General features: G+C 69.4%; 14 protein-coding genes and 1 tRNA gene. 11 read left to right on the top strand and 4 right to left on the bottom strand.

Annotated elements, in window-relative coordinates:
• The first annotated feature begins 14 nt into the window (after nt 1-14).
• The gene (locus ACIHFB_RS23945; RefSeq protein WP_400127880.1) at nt 15-1,688 is read left to right on the top strand and encodes a sensor histidine kinase; all 1,674 of its coding nucleotides are present in this window, start codon (nt 15-17) and stop codon (nt 1,686-1,688) included.
• 75 nt (nt 1,689-1,763) lie between these two features.
• On the top strand, nt 1,764-2,423 hold the full coding sequence (locus ACIHFB_RS23940) for a response regulator transcription factor (protein WP_365273107.1): 660 nt from the start codon (nt 1,764-1,766) through the stop codon (nt 2,421-2,423).
• 48 nt (nt 2,424-2,471) lie between these two features.
• Here ACIHFB_RS23940 and ACIHFB_RS23935 read toward each other — a convergent pair whose 3' ends face one another.
• Nucleotides 2,472-2,927 carry a hypothetical protein gene (locus tag ACIHFB_RS23935; protein ID WP_400127839.1) on the bottom strand — a complete coding sequence of 152 codons (456 nt, stop codon included), beginning with the start codon at nt 2,925-2,927 and terminating at the stop codon, nt 2,472-2,474.
• A 332-nt stretch (nt 2,928-3,259) separates the two neighbouring features.
• Between ACIHFB_RS23935 and ACIHFB_RS23930 the strand changes: the two genes are divergently transcribed.
• Nucleotides 3,260-4,873 (top strand): translation initiation factor 2, encoded by a 1,614-nt coding sequence (locus ACIHFB_RS23930; RefSeq protein ID WP_400127838.1) that lies wholly within the window; start codon nt 3,260-3,262, stop codon nt 4,871-4,873.
• Here ACIHFB_RS23930 and ACIHFB_RS23925 read toward each other — a convergent pair.
• Nucleotides 4,870-6,888, bottom strand: coding sequence for an NB-ARC domain-containing protein (locus tag ACIHFB_RS23925; RefSeq protein WP_400127837.1), 2,019 nt, complete (start codon nt 6,886-6,888; stop codon nt 4,870-4,872). The genes ACIHFB_RS23930 and ACIHFB_RS23925 overlap by 4 nt on opposite strands.
• Before the next feature lie 1,093 nt (nt 6,889-7,981).
• Here ACIHFB_RS23925 and ACIHFB_RS23920 point away from each other — a divergent pair.
• From ACIHFB_RS23920 to ACIHFB_RS23900, 5 genes are all read left to right on the top strand, one after another.
• Nucleotides 7,982-8,560 (top strand): DUF6907 domain-containing protein, encoded by a 579-nt coding sequence (locus tag ACIHFB_RS23920; protein ID WP_365273095.1) that lies wholly within the window; start codon nt 7,982-7,984, stop codon nt 8,558-8,560.
• Nucleotides 8,557-8,763, top strand: coding sequence for a hypothetical protein (locus ACIHFB_RS23915; protein WP_365273092.1), 207 nt, complete (start codon nt 8,557-8,559; stop codon nt 8,761-8,763). The genes ACIHFB_RS23920 and ACIHFB_RS23915 overlap by 4 nt, the downstream gene beginning before the upstream one ends.
• Nucleotides 8,760-9,182, top strand: coding sequence for a hypothetical protein (locus ACIHFB_RS23910; protein ID WP_365273089.1), 423 nt, complete (start codon nt 8,760-8,762; stop codon nt 9,180-9,182). The genes ACIHFB_RS23915 and ACIHFB_RS23910 overlap by 4 nt, the downstream gene beginning before the upstream one ends.
• 246 nt (nt 9,183-9,428) lie before the next feature.
• The gene (locus ACIHFB_RS23905; RefSeq protein WP_400127836.1) at nt 9,429-10,331 is read left to right on the top strand and encodes a hypothetical protein; all 903 of its coding nucleotides are present in this window, start codon (nt 9,429-9,431) and stop codon (nt 10,329-10,331) included.
• A gap of 142 nt (nt 10,332-10,473) precedes the next feature.
• Nucleotides 10,474-12,291 (top strand): hypothetical protein, encoded by a 1,818-nt coding sequence (locus ACIHFB_RS23900; protein WP_400127835.1) that lies wholly within the window; start codon nt 10,474-10,476, stop codon nt 12,289-12,291.
• A gap of 9 nt (nt 12,292-12,300) precedes the next feature.
• Here ACIHFB_RS23900 and ACIHFB_RS23895 read toward each other — a convergent pair whose 3' ends face one another.
• Nucleotides 12,301-14,700 (bottom strand): NB-ARC domain-containing protein, encoded by a 2,400-nt coding sequence (locus ACIHFB_RS23895; RefSeq protein ID WP_400127834.1) that lies wholly within the window; start codon nt 14,698-14,700, stop codon nt 12,301-12,303.
• Nucleotides 14,701-15,804: 1,104 nt separating this feature from the next.
• Between ACIHFB_RS23895 and ACIHFB_RS23890 the strand changes: the two genes are divergently transcribed.
• From ACIHFB_RS23890 to ACIHFB_RS23880, 3 genes are all read left to right on the top strand, one after another.
• Complete coding sequence (locus ACIHFB_RS23890; protein ID WP_400127879.1) at nt 15,805-16,878, top strand: DUF6907 domain-containing protein; 1,074 nt, start codon at nt 15,805-15,807, stop codon at nt 16,876-16,878.
• Nucleotides 16,879-17,177: 299 nt separating this feature from the next.
• The gene (locus ACIHFB_RS23885) at nt 17,178-17,540 is read left to right on the top strand and encodes a hypothetical protein (RefSeq protein WP_365273074.1); all 363 of its coding nucleotides are present in this window, start codon (nt 17,178-17,180) and stop codon (nt 17,538-17,540) included.
• On the top strand, nt 17,537-18,196 hold the full coding sequence (locus tag ACIHFB_RS23880; protein WP_365273072.1) for a nucleotidyl transferase AbiEii/AbiGii toxin family protein: 660 nt from the start codon (nt 17,537-17,539) through the stop codon (nt 18,194-18,196). Before ACIHFB_RS23885 ends, ACIHFB_RS23880 begins: the two co-directional genes overlap by 4 nt.
• Before the next feature lie 615 nt (nt 18,197-18,811).
• Here ACIHFB_RS23880 and ACIHFB_RS23875 read toward each other — a convergent pair.
• A tRNA-Thr gene (locus tag ACIHFB_RS23875) sits at nt 18,812-18,888 on the bottom strand.
• Nucleotides 18,889-18,990: the final 102 nt, after the last annotated feature.

The following is an 18,990-nucleotide window of genomic DNA, read 5'->3' as shown; positions in this document are numbered from 1 at the left end:
TGGTCGCGAAGGGGATGTGGTCCCGGCGGCGGATCGTCGGCGAGACGGTCCTGGCCATCGTGGCGGCCCTGTTCGGGGTGCTGAGCGTGGTGGACGACGGCATTCTGCCGACGGTCGCCGTGGCGGTGGCCGCTGCCGCGATGTCGCTGCTGCGGCGGGCGCTCCCGGCGAGCGTGCTCGTGCTCGCGGGCGCGCTCGCCGGCGTACTCACCGGATTCTGGGTCCTGTTGATGATCGCGGGCTGGTCGGCCGGCCCGCGGATCAAGGCGCCGCGGCGGGCACTGGCGGCGTTCGCGGTCTCGTACGTCCTCTATGCGGGGCTGTCCGTCCTCCAGGAGGGGGCCGTGCTCTCGGTGGTGCCGACGCTGGTGTTCACCACCCTCGCGTTCCTGGCGACGACCGTCGTGCCCGGCCTCGCCGCCCGCTACCGCACCCAGCGCCGCACACTGATGCACGCGCTGCACGAGCACAACGCCCAACTGCTGCGGGAACGCGAGATCATCGCGTCCCATGCGCGTCTGCGGGAGCGCCAGCGGATAGCCCAGGACATGCATGACAGCCTCGGCCACCAGCTGGCGCTGATCGCCGTGCACACCGGCGCGCTGGAGGTGGACCGGACGCTGACGGAGGGGCAGCGTGAGGCCGTCGGTGTACTGCGCGAGGCGTCCGTGGCCGCGATGCACGAGCTGCGCGAGGCCGTCGGCATCCTGCACGACGGTACGCACGCGCAGGAGCGGGAGACCGAGGCTGCGACAGCGGCCAGGGGCGTGGCCGGGATCGACGGCCTGGTCCAGGCGTCGCGGGGCGCGGGGGCGGCCGTGGAGCTGCGGCGGGCGGGTGAGACGCGGACGCTGGCTCCGGCCGCGGACCATGCGGCGTACCGGATCGTGCAGGAGGCGCTGACCAACGCGCTGAAGCATGCGCCGGGTGCCGCGATCGTCGTAGAGCTGCGCTACGAGCCGGACTCGCTGGTCGTCGAGGTCGCCAACGGGCCGGTGCCCGTGATGGCCGGGGGCGGGCGGCGGCACGTGGTGAGCGGCGGACAGGGGCTGACCGGGCTGGAGGAACGGGCCCGGCTGGTCGGCGGCATGGTGCACGCCGGGACGGCGGCGGGCGGCGGTTTCCGGGTCGCGGGCGTGCTGCCGTACGGGTCTCAGCCGCCGCACGACGGAAAGGACCCTGGGCCGGTGACGACGTTCGTCGAAGCGACGAACGACTTCCGGGGGCAGAGCGAGGGGGTGCGGCTCGGCGACGGTGGAGCGGTCATCGACTGGTCCGGTCCGCCGGAGAAGCAGAAGGAGCTCGACCTCGCCATGGGACGCAAGAAGAAGGGCATCGCGATCGGGTGCGGTGTCGCACTCGTCATCGTCGTCGGTCTCGGAGCGCTGGCCGTCTGGGGCGTCGCCAAACTGTGGGACGAGGGCGGCAAGGCCATGATCGAACCGTCCGTCTACAGATCGGTGAAGGTCGGCGAATCCGAGACCGCCGTACGGGACAAGCTGCCGGACGGCAAGTCGTTCCTGACCGACGGCCTGCGCGACAAGGGGCCCGCGAAGCCGAAGGACGCGACCTGCCTGGTCCTCCTGTCGACGGAGATATCGGACGACCTGGATGACGAGCCGCTCTTCCGGTTCTGCTTCAAGGACGGAAAGCTGATCGAGAAGCGGTCGTACACGGTCAAGTCCTAGTCATCCGGCGGGCCCTGGCCGTGAGTAGGGTGGGGGCGTCCTACGCGTCCTCACCAAAACCCTTGCGGGAGTGTTGTGATCAGGGTCCTCGTCGCGGATGACGAACCGCTCATCCGGGCGGGCATCAGGATGATCCTCACCTCCGCCGACGACATCGACGTCGTGGCGGAGGCCGGCAACGGCCGCGAGGCAGTCGACCTGGTCCGCGCCCACGCCGTCGACGTGGCCCTCCTCGACATCCAGATGCCGGTGCTGGACGGCCTGTCCGCCCTGGCCGAACTGCGCCGCGCCGCGCCGACCGTACGCCCCCTCATCCTGACGACCTTCGGCGAACGCGAGAACGTCCTGCGCGCCCTGAGCCACGGCGGCGCCGGGTTCCTCCTGAAGGACTCGGCGCCTGGCGAACTGATCCAGGCGGTACGCGCCGCCGCGGCCGGGGACGCATACCTCTCCCCCGGCGCCACCCGACACGTGGTCGACTCACTCGCCTCCGGGCAGGCGGCGGCACGCAGCGAGGAAGCACGACGGCGACTGGCGTCCCTGAGCGAGCGGGAGCTCGAAGTACTCGCGCTGCTCGGCGAGGGCCTGTCGAACGCCGACGCCGGGCTACGGATCCACGTCAGCGAGGCCACGGTGAAGACGTACGTCAGCCGGATCCTGACCAAGCTCCAATGCGAGAACCGCGTCCAGGCGGCGCTGCTGGCCCGGGATGCGGGGTTGGGGGCTGCGCCCTGAAGGCCGGGTCAGCGGGACCGGGCTGGCGGCTGCGCCCTGAAGGTCAGGTCACCGGGAACGGTATGACTCCTGCGCCGCCGAGACGAAGGCCAGCTTTGCGCGCGTGAGTTCGTCCGGCCGCTCATGGCGTCGCAGACAGTCGACGAGGTGCTGTGCCGCGGCGGCGACGTCCGGCGGGCCCTCCAGGAGCACTCCGCCCAACGCGCGTTGCAGCGCGACGTCGTCGTCGGGCTGACCCCGCCCGTTGCGCTCGGTGAGGATCCTGGTCTCCGCGGCTCCGAGGAACTCCGCGTAGGTCTGGCGACGCAGGGCGAACTCACGGTGGCCGGACTCGGCGCGGAGCGTCATACCGACCGATTCGAGCAGCGCGTCGGCCTGACGGTCCCCCGCGTGGCGCGCCGCGGCGGCCTGCCGGATGCCGGCACCGCGGGCGTACCAGCCGGTCACGGCGCTGCCGGCGATCGCCGAGCCGGCGGCGATCAGTGCGATTGCCCAGTCACTCATGATTCCCCAGTCACTTGTGCCGCCGTCAGTCACTCATGCCGCCATCCTCGCGATCCGCCACGGCATGCCACACCGCCCTTGCCCAATGTGCGGCGCGGATCACTCTCCGCGGTCGTCGAACACCTCGCGATAGGATCGGATCATGTCGCCCGACGACGCGAGTGAACCCACTCCTACCTGCGGAAACAGCGCTTTCCGCCCGCCGGTTCCCGATAGACTGGAGACTTACGGGCGACGGGCGACGGGCGACGGGCGACGGGCGACGGGCGACGGGCGACGGGCGACGGGCGACGGGCGACGGGCGCGCGGTGCTGTTTGCGGCTCGGTCGGCGGTGGCCTTGTACCGCCTGCTCGACGCTCTCCCCATATTCGCCGGTGACGAGCGGATCACCCGCCTGTTCACCCTCGTTCCCGGCTCCGACTTCGGCGCCGACACCCTCTCCGCGATCGACGCCCACGGGGGCCGCACGGTGCCGTGGAGCGAGGCGTGCGGTAGCACGTACGACCTGGTCATGGCCGCGAGCCCGAAGGGCGACCTGAGACTGCTGCACGGCCCGCACGTCCTCCTGCCGCATGGCGCGGGCTTCAACAAGTCGATCCCCGGCGAGGGTTCGGCCGACTCGGCGTCCGGACTGGACCCCACGTATCTGCGCCGAGCGCACGACGACGGTCCGATCGCGCTGCACGCCCTGGCCCATCCCGATCAGGTCACCAGGCTCGCCGCCACGAACCCGCGGGCCGCCCGGCACGCGAAGGTGATCGGCGATCTCACGCTGGACCGCGTCCTCGCCTCGCTGTCCCTGCGCGACGGCTATCGGGCGGCGTTGGGCACCGGGGCCCGCGAACTGCTGATCCTGGTCTCCACCTGGGGCCCCGAGTCCCTCATCCGGCAACACCCCGGACTGCCCGCCCGCCTCGCGGCCCTACTGCCGTACGACGAATACCAGTTGGCGCTGGTGATCCATCCCAATGAGCGCAGCCTGCTGGGGACGTACGACCTGACCGAACGTCTGGCCCCGGCCCTCGACGCGGGAATGGTCCTCCCGGATCCGCACGAGGAGTGGGCCTCCGCCCTGATCGCCGCCGACGCCTTGGTCACCGACCACGGATCAGCGGCCCTGTACTACTGCGCCGCCGGGGACCGCCCCGTCGCGAGCGTCCACCGAGGCGGCGGCGAACTGATCCCCGGCAGCCCGATGGGCGTACTCCTGGACCGAATACCGCAGTTGGGACGCGCCGAGGACATCACGGACGCGCTGGAGGCATACCGGCCGGGCCCCGGGCACGCCGCCGCCGAGGCCGCCTTCACGCTCGACGGTGAGGCCGCGGAGCGCCTGCGCACCGAGGTCTACACCCTGCTCGGTCTGACGCCACGTCCGCACGACGTCACACCCCGACTGCTGCCCCCGCCCGCGCCCGCGCCGCGCGTCCCCACAGCATTCGACGTCCATGTGGTGACCGCCGCAGATGGCCTACGGATCACCCGGCACCCGGCGGGAACGGGGCTGCCCGGCCATCACCTGGCCGTGGAGTACGGCACCGCACCCGAGCAACTCACCCGTTCCGCGGGGCTCTTGTACCGTCGTTCACTCCCACGATCCGCCGCTCCCGTCGACCTGGCCTGGACCGCTGACGGGTGGACTCGCCACGCCCTGTCCGCCTACCCGGGCTGCCGGTCGGCCGGGGCTCTGCTGCGCTCCGGCGCGTGTCTGCTCCGAGTCCGCGGTCATGAGCAGTCGTACGTCGTCCAGGCCGAACCGCGGCCCGAGGGCGGCCTGACCGCACAACTCGACCCGGCCATCGCGCTGTCGGCCGCACACGCCCGGCTGATCTCTCCTCAGCCGGCCCCGGACGGCCGCACCGCGCTGAACTGCCTCATCGGAGAACGGACTTTCCGCATCGCCCTCCGTCCCGCCACGGACACCGAGGCAACACAGGTGATCTAGGCCAGGCCATTGCGCCGCCGGAGGGCCCGGGCCGCCGTTCGGTGCTCCTCCGCCTGCGCCAGGTGCCCCTCGGCTGTGTCCAGTTCGGCGAGTGCGTCGTGGACGCGGGCCAGATCGAAGCCCGAGCGGCGTCGGTCGGCCCGTCCGAGCGCCTGCTGGTACAGCTCACGTGCCTCGTCCGTGCGGTCGAGCCGGTGCAGGACACCGGCGAGGGCGAACGCCGAGCGTCCGATCAGCCTCTCGCGTCCCTTCTCCACGAACCCGGTATGCGCTTCGGACAGCAGCCGATACGCCGTCTCGAGGTCACCCGCCTTCGCGCCCGCCTCGCCCATCCGATAGGTCTGAAGCAGGACGCCGTAGGGGTTGGGGATCGCGCGATGCAGGTCGCGGGAGGCGGCGAAGTCGGCCAGGGCCTCACTCCACTCACCCCGAGCGCCCTTGAGCATGCCGCGGAACTCGACGGCGGACGCGGCGAGCTTGCGGTCCCGTTCGGAGTCCCCCAACAGCTCAACGGCGGACATGGCGCCGTCGATCTGTTCCTGAGCCCGACCCAGCTCTCCCGATTCCCACAACGGCCTGGCCAACTGGCAGCGCGTACGCACCAACCACGCCGCGTTCCCCCCGTGCCGGACCGCCGAGTCGACGGCGCGTCGGAAGACCTCGTTCACCTCGGACCGGTGGGGACGGTCCAGGGCGTGCGTCCACACGGGCTCGGACAGGGCCACGACCTCGGTGTCCATCCCCCGGCCATGGGCCAGGCGCGAGCACGCGAACAGCACATGGCGTTCCTCGTCCAGCCAGCGCGCCGCGCGTTGGGCCCGTCGGGCACGGGTTTCGTCGTCGACGGCCGCTTCCGGATCCTCCAGCGGAACATCCGGCGCACCGGGAACGGGGTCGAGAATCTCTACGACGGTCAGCCGCCGGCCCGCCGTGAACCGGTCGGCCAGCTGAGCCTGCCGTACGAACCAACGCACCAGCCTCACCTGTGCCTCGGCCACCTCCCCCGCCGCCGCCTCCCGGCGGGACCGGCGCAGGGCGTGCCCGCGCTGCGGCCCCGGCAGCCTCATCTGACCGGCTTCCGTCAGCGACAGCAGACGCAGGTCCAATAACCCGGCCCGGTCCAGCTCCTCCAGGGCGTCCTGGCAGGCCTCCGGTCCCAGCCCCGACAACGCGGTGGCGGAGTGGAGCGTGAACGTCTCGCCGGGATGGTGCGGAAGCAAGCGGTAGAGCAGGGCCGCCGGGCGGGACAGATCGGCGTAGGCCGAGTCCCAGATGTGCTCCACGCCGGACACGCCCTTCTCGTCCAACTCGGCCTGGAGGTCGGTGACAAGACGGGACAGCGGACGCAGCCGGTGTGCACGCACCCAACGGCCCGCGACATGCAGCGCCGCCGGAAGCCCGTCACACAACCGGACCACCGCCCGCGCCGCCTCCGGGTCGGCGGCCAGCCGGTCGTCGCCGGCGATCAGCTCCAGCAGCTCCGTCGCCGCCCGCTCCTCCAGCGGCGGCAGCGCCAGATCCACCGCGGCGCCGGCTTCGAGGTCGTGCAGCGGACCGTGACTCGTGACGACGACCACGCTGTCACCCGACGCCGGGAGAAGGGGGACGACCTCCGAGGCGTAGCGCGCGTTGTCCAGCAACAGGACCAGTTTCGCGTCGGAGGTCCTGTTCCAGTACTGCCTGCACCGGGCCGCGTACTGGGCCTGCACCTGGTCCGGCGACACATCGAGGGAATGCAGCAACTGGGAGAGCACATCACCGGGGTCCAGCACGCCGCCCGCCCGGAAGTCGTCGAGATCGACGGAGAGCACACCATCGGTGAAGGGGTATCGGTCGCGCAGAGTGCGGGCGATGAGGACGGCCAGCTCCGTCTTCCCCAGACCGCCCGGCCCGCTCAACGCCAGCACCAGCGGGCGGGACGGACTCCGCCACTCCGTCACCGCTCGCACGGCACGTTCCCGCTCCTCGTCCCGGTTGACGAAGTGCACCGGCTCCGGCGGAAGTTCGACCCTCACAACAGCCCCCTCGACCATCCAGTGCGCCCTGCCCACACTGCCCGACGATCATGCACTCTAGAGACTCCGACCACCGGACGTCCGGCACAGCCGAAGACACGAGAGCCCGGAACACCACGGAGACAGCACGTCCTGGCCGACGGAGCCCGAGCAGGCCGTTGCACCCGCCACTCCCGCCCGGACAGGACCGCAAAACAAAAACCCCAGATCAGAAGCCTGACCTGGGGTTCATCAGAGCCGCCTTCGGGATTCGAACCCGAGACCTACGCATTACGAGAACACTAGTGATCGTGACGCGGGGTGTCGCCCTGTGCCTCAGGATCCAGTTTTGCCTGATCAGAACACATGCGGGGTTCTGGCCCATGTTGCCGTGTCTATCTGGTCCAAAGGCGTCCGGCCTCCCTGTGGCCTCCCATCGCCGTCACCTGCGGGATCCAGGGGCCGTCCCGGTGGAGCGGGGGCGCGATTCCCGGCTGAGCAGGATCGGACTGTAGGCATTCAACAAGGCCTGGCTTGGACCTGCAACTCGGGGCAGGCGCGGAAGCGATAGGCGATGGTCGGCTGCGACCATCGCGGCGCCCGGGCTCTCGACATCGCGCCGGGCCCCTGGCCTCGGCGCCCTGGGCACGCAGCACCTCCTCGGCGCCGTCCAGGCCGCCCGCCAGCCCCACGAGCTGGAGCAGGCTTTCGGCGAGCACCAGCAGCCGCTCGTATTAGTGGATCACCCCGCCCTCGTCCGCAGCATCCTCCACGACCAGTGCCGACATCTCCAAAGACACGGGCTCCACAAGGGGGTTGACGTCTCGCATGAGACATCAACGACCCCGGTCACGCTTCCCGGTCGCTCCTGCCGGCCCGGGCCGCCTAGAGCTGGCAGGGAGGTCCCCAGGGAGTCCCCCCGCCAACTGAAACAGCGCATTTTACGCACCAGTTACCTCTAAAAAGCCTAGTCCGGGCCTGGCCCCCCTCGAACGGGACAGCTCCCTCGACCCCGTTCGGCAGGGCGCGTATCACCAAAGCAAGGGTCCCGGCCGGTGGGTTCAACACCGGAGGCGAGGCCATAGCCCGACTCCCGCAATGGAGGAGACGAAACATGAAAAACACACCAACGGCCACCAGCGACGGCGGTCACGAGAGCCACACCGCCCAGCCTCCCGGGAGCGCTGGCCAGGCCGCCCGGCTCCAGTCCGTCCCTGCAGCCCCGTCCGACAGTGAGCCCGCCGTGGGAGCGTCCGCTGTCCGGCGCACATTCACCTTCACCAGCGCCGTCACCGGTGACAAGGTGACCGCGACCTGCATGCCCAGCTGCACGGTCGACCACGAGGCGGACAGCAACACGCCCACGCACCCGCACGACATCTACTGCAACATCCCCGGCACGGCCGGCGAGCTGCCCCTCTACGGCCCGCTGTGCGACACGGGCAAACCGGAGGACTTCCGCTTCCTCAGCTGGCAGATCGAGTCCCGCCCCTTCTCGGCACGGCCAGCGGAGAGGCTGCCCTTCGTCGCCATTGAGGCCATCGATGACCACTACATCGAGTACCTCGACCCGGACACACTGGAGATGGTCATCGGCCGCCTGCAGAAGCGGGTCGATTCCCTGCGCGAGGCCCACGCCCAGCTCGTCAACGTCCGCACCGCGTACCTCAATCTTCCGGAGATGGCGGCATGAAAGCCACGGCGATCACCGAACGCGCCATCGCCGAGGTGGAGACGTTCCGCATCAAGATGAGGGAACTCGGCTCGTGCTCCGCAGCCGTGGAGAAGTTCGCCGACGAGGTGATCGTCCACGTGATCGTCTGCGGGTCCCCGAAGGCCGCCGTCGAAACGGCGATGCGCAACCTCCTCAGCGAGCCGGCGGAGGTGACGGTATGACGACGTCGACCACGTGTGACGGCTTCGATGCCTTCCGCGATCGCATGTGCGACTACTTCGGACAGCTGCCCGACGGGCTCGGCAACCAGCACCTCCACATCGAACAGGCCCCGCTCGGCCCGGATGAGTACTTCACTCACCGGCTCGGCAGCGACGGCCATCACGTCGTCTACGACCCGCGGCAAGCCAGCGGGCTCATGGTGCGCCAGTTCGTCGGCATCTACGCCACCTTCAGCGAGGACCCGATCCGCGAAAGCGTCCGCGACGCCTACTACGAGGCGGAAGCGGCGGGATCGCGGGCAATCTGGGGGATCGTCCTCAGCGAGATCGACCGCACCCAGGACTCCGAGGGCGTGATCGACCAGGCGCTGGAACTGCTGCAACAGGCCCGCGCGAAGACCAAGGCAACGGCCGCGTGAGGACGAACGCGAAGACCGCGGTGATCGTGGACGTGCAGTTCGTGAACAGCCCCGGCCGCCCGGCCCGCACCTGACAGCAAGCCCTGTGGATCCTGAAGACTCGACGCCTGCGAACAGTCACCCACGCGAGTGAAGAGGGGCGACATTTCCCTGACAGTGCGGCTGGCTCTGTAGCGTGCCTGGCCGCAGCACACAGTCCGCTCGGGGCGACGAACGGCAGCGCCGGGCAAGGAAGAGGGAGAGGCCATGGGTGCCCCTTCAACCAGTAGTCGCCATCTTCTCCTGGAGGACCGACCGCCGCCGAGCACCCCCACCGCGCAGCGGCTGCCAGGCAAGGCCAGGCCACGCCAGGAGGTGCTGCGGGAGTGCGAGGCGGAGGTCGCCGAAATGCGCGGGTACATCCCGCGGGTGCTCTGGGACTTCCTAATTCCGGATCTGTCCCGCGTGTTCCGGTGGCGCGTTCAGCTTGACTGCGGTTGCATCCCCGAGGTCCCCACTCGCGAAGACGGCACCCCACCGCACGAGGCGCAGTGGAAAGATCACCGCTCACCGCTGCCGCCTGGGCAGATGATCTGTCATCACGACGACTCCCCTCCGCCGCCTTATCGTGTGATCGCCGAGTGGGGAGAGCGGAGGGAGGTGACGTTTCCCGCCGACCCGGTCGAGCCGCCGGACGACACGGATCCCAGGGTTTGGTCGGTGATCCGCCATGATGAGCCTCACACCTCCGCGTTCTGGGAGGTGACGCTGGCTTGCGGTCACGTGGAGGAGGCCATCGCCCCGAGTCTCGATTGGGTGCCTGCTTCTGGGCCTCGTCGTGCGGCTCCGGAACGAGTCCAGCAGATGTCCGCCGAGTTCGAGGACATCTGGCGCGTGAACCCGGAACTGCAGACCGAGCGGGATCGGGAGCACACCCGACGGATGCTCGCGGACGGCTGGCCGACGCCGGAGCCTGAGCGGCTCTGTTATTCCTGTCCCCAAGTTCGGATGATCTTGGCCTACGAGCGTGTCGGATGGCTTGTCCCCCGGCAGCGACAGCCCGAGAAGACGGCGAGCACCGCACCCTCACGGTCCACCTTGGAGCGAAGGCTGCGAAAAGCCGAAGCCGAGGCCGAACGTCTTGGGGCCGAGTTGGATCGGATCGACTAAGGACCGCTTCGCCCTGATTGATGTCTGCAGGGGCGTTTCCCACCTCCCGGTTTTCGCAGTGTGCACCCAGATAGCATCCAGTGGGACGACAGGATGAACAGAGTCGATCAAGTCAGGAGAACGAGCCGGAGTGACAGACGGGATGGCACGGTTGCGAGTACCGGTGGGCGAGGACGCGGAGCGGTGGGTCACACGCGTGGGCTGTCGTCGCGTTCTGTTCATCGTGCACAACGTGACGTCCGCGACTCGCCTGCTGGACGTACTTCCGCTCTTCCACAGCGATGTTCGCGTGCAGTTGTTCGCCACTTGCACGGGTTCCTCTCCGTTCCTTGCCGGAGTGCCCGAACTGCTGGCTCAGGCGGGGCTGCCTGTCCTCCCTTGGGAACAGGCGAAGGAAACGGAGTTCGATCTGGCGGTGGCCGCGAGCTATGGCGGCGAACTGGGCCTGATACGCGGAAAGTTGACCATTTTGTCCCACGGGATGGGGTATAATAAGAGACTGGCGACATCCGGACACCGGACACCGGACACCGGACACCGGACACCGGACACCGGACACCGGACACCGGTATTCGGCCTGGCGCCGGACTGGCTCCTGGAGGACGGGCGCCCGCTCGCGACCGCCACGGTGCTCTCCCACCCCGAACAACTGGAGAGGCTGCGCTCGGCCTGCCCTGAGGCGGTGCCCACCGCGGTACTCGCCGGAGACCCGTGCTACGACCGTATCCTCGCCGCTCTGCCCCAACGGAACCGTTTCCGCCGTGCACTGGGCGTAGGGCCCGGCCGGCGCCTGATCGTCGTCAGCTCGACCTGGGCGCCGCGATCCCTCTTCGGCGGTGCCGGGACAGGAGGAGCCGGCGAGCCGGGTGCGGATGATCTGCTGCCCTGGCTGCTGTCGCGTCTGGCGACGGAACTACCGGTCGACGAGTACCGGACGGCTGCCGTTCTGCATCCGAACATCTGGTACGGCCACGGCCCTGGCCAGATCCGCGCGTGGCTGGACAACGCGCGGCGAGCCGGCCTCGAGGCGATCCCGCCACTCGACGGGTGGAGACAAGCCCTGATCGCTGCCGACTGCGTCCTCGGGGACCACTCGAGCGTCACCTACTACGCGGCGTCCATAGGCATCCCCGTCCTCCTCGGAGCGTTTCCCCAGGAAGACCTCGACCCGCTTTCTCCGGTGGCCGCCCTCGGACGCACGGCTCCCCGTCTCCTCCGCCGCGGCAGCCTGCGCGCACAGATCGACCGGGCGATCACCTCCCACAACCCCGGCCGCTGCAAGGAACTGGCGGAGCAGACCAGTTCCTCACCAGGAGAGTCGGCTGCCCTGCTGCGCCGCCTGTTCTACGGCCTCATGGGCATACCCGAGCCCGAAGGGCACGCGGCGCTGCTCGACCCGCTGCCGCTGCCGCCGTACATTCCCGCCCGCGTCACCGCGCCGATCCGCGTCCTCGTGCGCCAGATCAGTACGGATCCGCCGGAACTCGCCCTCGTCCGGTACGCAGCCGTCGGCGACGAGCCTGATCCGTCGGAAGACCCGGCGGAGCGGGTCGACACCGCACATACAGTGGTGGACGAGGAGACACGGGAGACCGGCCGGCTGCGCGTCGCCGACGTCGTCGTACAGCGCGCGGCCGGGGACGACCCACGGCTCGGCCCGGCGGCCGCCTGGACGTCGGAGGCGCTCGACCGCTATCCGTACTGCGGGTTGGTCGCCTATGTCGACGGCCCGGACCGCTGTGTCGTGCGCACCCGCGAGGGAGACCTCGCGCGGCTGTCCGCTGTGGCGGACCCCGAGGGGCGGCCCGACCTGTGCGATCCCGCCGTCTACGCCTCCGCGTTCTACGCCTGGGTGGCCGGCGGCAGGTCCCTGGCGCCGGCCACTCCTGTGATCACCGTGCGCACGGGCACCACGGCGCACCGCGTCGCCGTCGAACCGCTCTCTCCGTTCACACCGTGAGCCGCCCCCTCATGCCTCCGCCTCGGCCAGCCGCGCCCGCACCCGTGCGAGGCCGACCGAGTCCTCGTTCTCCTCGAAGCACGCGGCGGCGGTGCGCAGATCTTCCACTTCCTGTGCCGGGCGGCCGGCGCTGCGATGAGACTCGGCCCTCGCCACGAGGGCGTCGGCGAGTTGCAGTCCCGCGCCCGCCTCGGTCATGGCCTTTACGGCGTTGTCCAGGCACACACGCGCGAGCTCCGTGTCCCCCGAGTCCAGGTGTGCGTCGCCCAGACTCATGTAGACGCGGCCCTCGTTGTAGGGGTCGCCGCCCGGCAGGTCACGGAACCGCGCGAGGGCGTCGTTCAGCCGGGCGATGGCGGGGATGAAGTGCCGCTGCTTGGTCTGGGCACGGCCGATGTGGTGCTCCAGCAGGGCTGTGGCACGGGCCAGGTCGTCCCATCCGTCTTCGCCCCGGCCGATACGCTCCAGAATCTGCTGCGCCTCCTCGAAGCACCGCTGGGCCGCCACGGACTCCCACTGCCTCAGGCGGAGCAGCCCCAGCGCCTCGACGGCGGTTGCCTCCCCGCGGTGGTGGCCGCATGCCCGGTCCGCGGCCTTGGCCTCCGTGAGGGCGTCCTCGGCATCGCCCACCTGGCCGAGTCCCATGTAGCCGAAGGCGAGTTGCGTCCACATGCGGCCCACGGCACGCGGATCACCGAACTCCTCCGCACTGCGCCGCGCGGCCTCGACTCCGAGCAGATGCGTGTCGATCCACTGCGCGTGGAAACCAAGTTTCAGATGCAGGCCCCACATGGCCTCGCACAGTTGCCATACGAGGTCGTCGAAGCCGTGGTGCGCGGCGGCCTTGATGACGGCCGCGAGGTTCTCCCGCTCACGGCGCAGTTCCGCCAGCGCGCGTTTGCCGTCCGCCCCGTCGCGGTGTTCCGGAAGGACGAGCCGCTGGTAGGCGGGGCCGAGACGCCACCGCAGCGGCATGACCCGGAAATCCGCGCCCGCCGCGAAGCGCAGATGCGCGACCGCCACCCGGCGGACCGCCGCGGCCATACGGCCGTGGCCGTCCTCGGCATCCGCGAGCTCACGGGCGTGCGCCCGGGTCAGGTCGTGGAACCGGTAACGCTCCTCCCCGACCTCCTCCAGCAGATGCACACGGGCCAGTTGCTCAAGGAGCGCCCGTGCCTCGGCCTCTCCGACGTCGGCGGCGTGCGCGGCACACATGACGCTCACGGTCGGCCATGCCCACACCGCGATCGCTCGGTAGAAGGCAGCACAGTCGGGCGTCAGTTCGCTGTAGGAGACGTCCTGGGCAAGACGGACGGGATCCGCCGGAGTCCCCGAACCGTCAGAACTTCCCTCTCGCACGGTGGCGCCTTCCTGATCGTGACCGCGGATCCGGTCGGACAGTTGCCGCGCGACACGCTCCCAAGTGAGGTGCTCCCGGACGGCCAAGCTGGCGCCCGCAGTGCACACTGCGAGGGGAATCCCACCCGTAGCCTCCACCACGGCACGGACCATCGCGTCCGAAGCGGGCGGCCGATTGTCTCCGACGACACGCCTGATCAAACTGACGGAGTCCTCGGTCGACAGCGGCCCCAGAGACAACGGCCGTGCCCCGTACTCGCCCACGAGGCGCCCCAGCCGATACCGGCTGGTCACCAGCACGAGACACCTCGGCGAGGCAGGAAGAAACGGAACGACTTGGGCGTCGTCACGAGCGTTGTCCAGGACGACGATCATGCGCCGGTCGGCCATGCAGTCGCGGTACAGATCCCGCTGCCGTGCCTCGTCGCCCGGCACTGTGGCGGTCGGAACCCCGAGCCGCTCCAAGAACCGCGCGAGCACCTCGGAAGGCGAAAGAGCCGTGCCCGAGGCGCTGTTGAGATCGATGAACAGGGCACCGTCAGCAAACCGCTCACCCAATTCGAACGCGCACTGGACGGCGGCAGCGGTCTTGCCGATTCCACCCGGCCCGGTGAGAACGGCGATCGTGGGCGCACCCGGCGGCCGGCCCTCCTCATCCAGCAATGCCGTGATCCACGCCAGCACATCTGCGCGGTCGGTGAACACCGCACTCGCGGGCGGCAGCATCTGCGGACGAGAGGCACCGTGCGCCACGGCCCTCGGCGCCAGCCACGAGGCCTCACGGACCCACTCCGTCACCTCGCGCGCGGCCTCTGGGGAACTACGGGCGATTTCCATCAGCCGTAACGCGGCGGCCGTGCGCTCGGGTTCGGTGACGGGCAGGGCGAGTTGGCGCAGACCGCCCCCTTCAGCCCCGGTGTCGGCTTCCCCACCCCCGGCACGGTCACGGCTCAGCAGGTCGTAGAGCCTCTCGGAGATCCGCCTGCCCGTCTCGCCACCCGCTCCGGAAAGAGCGCCCGAAGCGACCGTACTGACAGCCGAGAGCGCCATGCCCATCAATAGTTCCACTCTGGACTCTCCCAACTCGCCGGTCCCGCAATGCTATCGACGAGATCTGAAGGACGAGCTGGAACACCGGTGTCGCGAAGCCGACACGTGACGATCTGTACCAGACTCGTACCACCTGCCGAGGTCGTGGTCGTGTTGGTGAAGCTGCCCTTGTGGCGCGGGGTGGGCACGCGGACGGCCCGCTACCGCGTGAGGTGTCGGATCAGTGAAGGAGGCGCCCTGTTGCCTCGGGGAGCGCGCGTGAGCCCTGCGCCCTGTGGATTTGACCGCACCTTGAAGCCAGGGGCCTCATCTTGCAGAGGCCTCTGCGGCCCGCCGTCTGCACACCAAGATCGATTCAGCCGAGCTCCCGGTACGCCACCAGACCAGACGACAGGGACGCCCCGCCCTCGTGCTGACCAAGACCGAGGAGTTGTTCACCCGCGAGCGGACCGCCCGCCACCAGGCCGTAGCCGACCTGACGTGGCTGCGCTCGGCGTGGAACGCCTTGCCCACTGGGCCGTGTTGAGCCCGTGGGACGTTGTCGGCGAATGCGATGAAGCGTCAGCCGTGATTTCGAAGTGAGACAGGCGTATTGGTCAGTGTCTGCAACACCCAGCGGTACAAGGGCCGATTCCTCCAGCGGTGCGAGACAGGATCACACCGCCTGCCGCGGTGCCGGAAGTCTCGGCCAATGACCCCCCGTCAGTCGGCCGGGCGCCGGCCCAGCCACCCTGTTGAACCACCCTGGGTTCGCTCTCTCCAGGCTGCGGCGGGATTGGCAAACGGTCTCGACCCCATGCCGATGAAGGCCTGCGCCCCGAGTCTCGAGGTCGAACTGGTCGAGACCGGGGCCGACACCGCCGTCCTCGCCGCCGCACAGCCCCACACCCAACAAGCCGCAGTACGGAGCACGCAGCCAGGCCCCCTGGCGACAGCCAGGCCGACGAGAAGGCGTACTGGACGCGCCCCCTGCCAGGCACCGACCGGCGTCCGAGGCGACACCACCCGAACGAGGACGTCACGCCTCGACCACTCCCATCAGCGCGACTGAGCCGACCAGAAAAGCCAGTTCAACTCCACGAAGGAGCAGGCCCTGTGAGCATCATGGACACGAACTCCACGGCCGGTGAGCACCTCATCCCTCCCACGTCACGGATCGCCGACGACACCGCGAAGGGCTCGGACCACGACGGGCAATCGGAAACGGACGCCGCCCGGATCATCCTCCAACTGGAGCAGAACCACGCCGAGGCCAACGCCGTCGGCCTCGGCAGCCCCGAGCTGGACGCCTTCCACAGCCTGATGGTCAGCCTCGTCGCTGAAGCGGACGACCCGAAGGCCGTCATCGCCTACATCGCCGAACTCCTCTCCGACCACGCCGAAAACAAGGCCTGCTTGCCCAAGCTCATCCAGGAGTGCGAGCGCCTCGGCCTCGCACTCCAGCTGACCGACGACCCGACCGTGGACCTCCCCGGCGTCAGGACCATCGACGGCCGACGCACCGTCGTCGCCCGCGCCGACGAGGTGGCCGTGGCATACGGCGACGTGCACGCGGTCGGCCGCTGCCTCACCTGCAGCAGTGAGCTGGACGACACCGCTCTCCTGGACTTCCCTGCCAATGCCCTCTTGAGCTTCCGCGCCGTTCAGGACATGACTGGCGCGGACGTCAAGATCTGCCACACATGCTTCGAGGCATCCGGTCTCCCGCTCACCGCCGCCCAGCGCGGCCCTGAGTGGATGCTCCGCTGGTGCTGCCCACCCTGGTGCGTCAACGACCACACCGCGCCTTGCGCCGCAGAGTGGCACTGCGCCTTCCCTGCCGAGGCCAAGCTGCGGGACGCCGCCGTCGACTCCAGCGGGTACAGCGGGAGCAGCGACGGGCTGCCGTGGCTGTCCGCGCAGGTCGTCGTCAGCAACGACAAGCCGCAGGCGTACGGCCGCCGCACGCAGGTATGGCTGAGCTACGGCGTCCGCTTGGGCGAGCTGAGCCCGGCCGAGGCGCGGGAAGCACTGGGAGAGATGCGCGGCTTCGTCAATCAGCTGGAGCATGTGGTCAAGCAGGCGGAAAAGATCGCCCGTGACGACTTCGGGAGTGACCCCGAGATCGCACGTCTCGATCGTGAGGCGGAGGACCGCCGGATCCAGGTGATCCGAAGCTCGTCGGCGCGCGCCGCCTAGTCCGACCTCAAGACGGCCCCCGGGTCAGCGGCTGCACCACCGGCCCGGGGCCGGGGTCCGGTCCCCCGACCAAACCAAGAGTCGGATTCTGTCCAGAACCGTCCCCACCTGCGTTCAGGCACCTGCTCGGTGCGGCACTCCCCAGTCCAGCGACCTCGCAGTCGTGATCGGTGCCGCCCTGGCACAGTGAGCATCCGCCAGGTAGATGTCGGCGGAGGTGTGCGGCTCCTGGCCCACACATCGGGCAGAAGAGCCCCATATCCGTCGTGCCGCTGCCTCCCACCGGCGATACTGGACACATGGACGCGACGACCACCGCCCCCCGCGCCGAGGTGCTGCGGGACCGTTACCGCAGTCGGCTGCCCAAGCGCCTGCAGGAGCTGGCCGGCCCTGTGGAGGGCACTGTCGACCTGCCGCTGCACATCGTCTGGTCCGGGCGGACGAACTACAGTCTGGACCGTCCGAAGTCCCGAATGACGCTCTACCGGACTGTCCTCACCGAGGGCCTGCGCGAGGATGTGGCGGCCTTCCTGCACCACCGGCTGCTGGCCGAGCAGTGGCCCGTTCTCCGTCGCCTGGTCAGCCCCTACATTCGCGAGGTCTGGGAGGACGCCTTCCCCGAGCTGCCCCGCACCGCTCCGGCCAACGCGACCGCCGCGTGAGGCTCACTCCGCTCCACGAGCGTCTCCTCGCCGACATCCTCGACCTCGGCTCCCCTTACCCTCTGGTCCTCACCGGTGGTTACGCCGTGCAGGCCCACGGCCTGGTCGAACGCTTCAGCCGCGACCTCGACGTCGCCACGGAGAATCCCGCCCCGATGGACGAGATCGTCGCCTCCCTCACAACTGGCCTCGCCACGCGCGGTTGGCGGACCACCCATGTCCAGACCGACCCGCTCAGCGGCCGGTTCCTCGTCACCGACCCAGACACCGGCGAGGAGTGTGAGGTCGACGTCCTCAAGGAGGCATTCTGGGCCCCACCCGCCCAGACCCCCTACGGCCCCGTCCTCTCCCTCGACGACGTGATCGGCACCAAGGTCCGTGCCCTCGCCGACCGCGGCACCGTCCGCGACCTCATCGATGTCCAGGCGGCCTCCCGCCACCGCTCCACCGCCGACCTCGAATCCCTCGGCCGCCGCCGCGCCCACGACGAGTTCAGTCTCGAAGACCTCCGCGACCGGCTCACCGGCGCCGACTGGTACGAGGATGAGGACTACGCCGCATACGGACTCACGTCCCGGCAGATCGAAGAGCTCAAGGCATGGGCGCTGGAGTGGGCGGAGGACCTGGGGGCGCGCATCCACGATGAGAACGCCTGACGAAGGGCCGTACCCTCTCCGCTCGCCGTGATCACTCGCCGCACGGTGGTGTCGAGAGCTCGGCCCGGACAGTCTTACTTCTGGGCGGAGAGGGGATGGAGTCCTGACCACAGCGGTCGGCAGAGCAATGGCACCATCGACAACCCCAGTGTCGCGGGACGGGTCTGAGCGGATCTCGGCGTAACGCCTGCGGGTATCCACCAGCCCGGCGCGCCCATCAACGCGGTGCCCCTATGACGGCGGAAGACGCAGTGGCACAGGTTGGCACTTCTCGACAAGGAACGGCCACTGTCACCAGCGTGTTCGAGACCGCGGCGGTCGCGTTTCCCTCATTCTCTGCACCCGCTTCGGCCTCTCTACAGCAGCCCGTGCCGCACCATCGCCGCACCGATGGCCTCCCCTCGGCCTCCCCTGCTTACTGAGTCCTGGTCCGAAACAGGCGCTCATCCGCACAAATATGCAGGTCAACGGCCTACCGGTCACCAGATTCACCGGGTGTGGAGACCTCACAACCTACGCACGGAATGCGTAGGTCAACAGGTGCTCCAAATCGACGTTTCCATGGTCAAGGAAAAGAAAAAACCGCAGGTCATAGGCTTGACCTGCGGTTCCCTTTGGAGCCGCCTTCGGGATTCGAACCCGAGACCTACGCATTACGAGTGCGTTGCTCTGGCCATCTGAGCTAAGGCGGCGCGCCGTACGCACTATGGTGCGATCAGCAACGTCGGTAAGTCTACACAGTTTCGGGGGGTGCTCCGTACCGGCCCCGGAGGGGTGGCTCCGGGGCCGGTGAC

The sequence above is a fragment of the Streptomyces sp. NPDC051963 genome (assembly GCF_044593495.1).
In the GTDB taxonomy this organism is placed as follows: domain Bacteria; phylum Actinomycetota; class Actinomycetes; order Streptomycetales; family Streptomycetaceae; genus Streptomyces.
Note: the sequence above shows the minus strand (reverse complement) of the source record. Positions and strands in the feature narration are given on the sequence as shown.

What these genes read in the sequence shown, in the direction of transcription:
- ACIHFB_RS23910 (WP_365273089.1), top strand. Translation starts at nt 8,760, where the DNA reads ATGACGACGTCGACCACGTGTGACGGCTTCGATGCCTTCCGCGATCGC.
- ACIHFB_RS23935 (WP_400127839.1), bottom strand. Translation starts at nt 2,927, where the DNA reads ATGAGTGACTGGGCAATCGCACTGATCGCCGCCGGCTCGGCGATCGCC.
- ACIHFB_RS23915 (WP_365273092.1), top strand. Translation starts at nt 8,557, where the DNA reads ATGAAAGCCACGGCGATCACCGAACGCGCCATCGCCGAGGTGGAGACG.
- ACIHFB_RS23905 (WP_400127836.1), top strand. Translation starts at nt 9,429, where the DNA reads ATGGGTGCCCCTTCAACCAGTAGTCGCCATCTTCTCCTGGAGGACCGA.
- ACIHFB_RS23885 (WP_365273074.1), top strand. Translation starts at nt 17,178, where the DNA reads ATGGACGCGACGACCACCGCCCCCCGCGCCGAGGTGCTGCGGGACCGT.
- ACIHFB_RS23920 (WP_365273095.1), top strand. Translation starts at nt 7,982, where the DNA reads ATGAAAAACACACCAACGGCCACCAGCGACGGCGGTCACGAGAGCCAC.
- ACIHFB_RS23900 (WP_400127835.1), top strand. Translation starts at nt 10,474, where the DNA reads ATGGCACGGTTGCGAGTACCGGTGGGCGAGGACGCGGAGCGGTGGGTC.
- ACIHFB_RS23945 (WP_400127880.1), top strand. Translation starts at nt 15, where the DNA reads ATGTGGTCCCGGCGGCGGATCGTCGGCGAGACGGTCCTGGCCATCGTG.
- ACIHFB_RS23890 (WP_400127879.1), top strand. Translation starts at nt 15,805, where the DNA reads ATGGACACGAACTCCACGGCCGGTGAGCACCTCATCCCTCCCACGTCA.
- ACIHFB_RS23895 (WP_400127834.1), bottom strand. Translation starts at nt 14,700, where the DNA reads ATGGCGCTCTCGGCTGTCAGTACGGTCGCTTCGGGCGCTCTTTCCGGA.